Here is a 1,235-nt window from a genome sequence, read left to right on the forward strand (position 1 = left end):
GCTGCTCGAACTCCGGCTTGCGCACGCGGCCGCCCTAAGCCGCCCCGACACCACGATGCAGGACACGACGCCTGCGCCGACGGTGCGTCCGCCTTCGCGGATTGCGAAGCGCAGACCCTCGTCCATGGCGATCGGTGCGATCAGCGTCACTTCCATCGAAACGTTGTCGCCCGGCATCACCATCTCCGTGCCTTCCGGCAGCGTGCAAACCCCCGTCACGTCCGTCGTACGGAAGTAAAACTGCGGACGGTAGTTCGTGAAGAACGGCGTGTGCCGGCCGCCCTCCTCCTTCGTCAGAATGTAGGCCTCGCACGAAAACTTCGTGTGCGGCGTGATCGTCCCGGGCTTCGCCAGAACCTGGCCCCGCTCGACATCCTCGCGACCGACACCGCGCAGCAAAGCCCCCACGTTGTCCCCCGCCTCGCCCTGGTCCAGCAGCTTGCGGAACATCTCGACGCCCGTCACCGTCGACTTCTGCGTATCCCGCAGACCGACAATCTCAACCTCCTCGCCGACCTTCACGATCCCGCGCTCAATACGACCCGTCACAACCGTCCCACGACCCGAAATCGAGAAAACATCCTCGATCGGCATCAGGAAAGGCTGGTCCTTCGGACGCTCCGGCGTCGGAATGTAGGCATCGACCTCCTTCATCAGAGCAAGAATCGCCTCCTTGCCCAGAGCCGCGTCGCTGTCCTCCAGCGCCGCCAAGGCCGAGCCCTTCACGATCGGAATGTCGTCGCCAGGAAAGTCGTAGGAACTCAGAAGCTCGCGAACCTCAAGCTCGACAAGCTCCAAAAGCTCCTCGTCGTCCACCATGTCGCACTTGTTCAAAAACACCACAAGCGCAGGAACGCCAACCTGGCGCGCCAGAAGAATGTGCTCGCGCGTCTGAGGCATCGGCCCGTCCGCGGCCGAAACGACCAAAATCGCTCCGTCCATCTGCGCCGCGCCCGTGATCATGTTCTTCACGTAGTCCGCGTGACCAGGGCAATCCACATGCGCGTAGTGACGGTTCTCCGTCTCGTACTCAACGTGCGCCGTCGAAATCGTGATCCCACGCGCCTTCTCCTCAGGCGCCTTGTCAATCGCATCGTACGCCATGAACTCAGCGCCGCCAGACTCCGCCATCACCTTCGTAATCGCAGCCGTCAATGACGTCTTGCCATGGTCAACGTGACCAATCGTCCCAATGTTGCAGTGCGGCTTGTTTCGCTCAAACTTCGCTTTCGACA

At 61.9% G+C, this 1,235-nt stretch carries 1 protein-coding gene; it reads right to left on the minus strand.

Going from position 1 to position 1,235, the window contains the following annotated elements; translation table 11 throughout:
• Window positions 1-1,235: elongation factor Tu (gene tuf / locus DBZ32_RS21960; RefSeq protein ID WP_119169413.1), on the minus strand; the 1,235-nt coding region annotated here is incomplete at both ends.

The sequence above is a fragment of the Algihabitans albus genome, assembly GCF_003572205.1.
In the GTDB taxonomy this organism is placed as follows: domain Bacteria; phylum Pseudomonadota; class Alphaproteobacteria; order Kiloniellales; family DSM-21159; genus Algihabitans; species Algihabitans albus.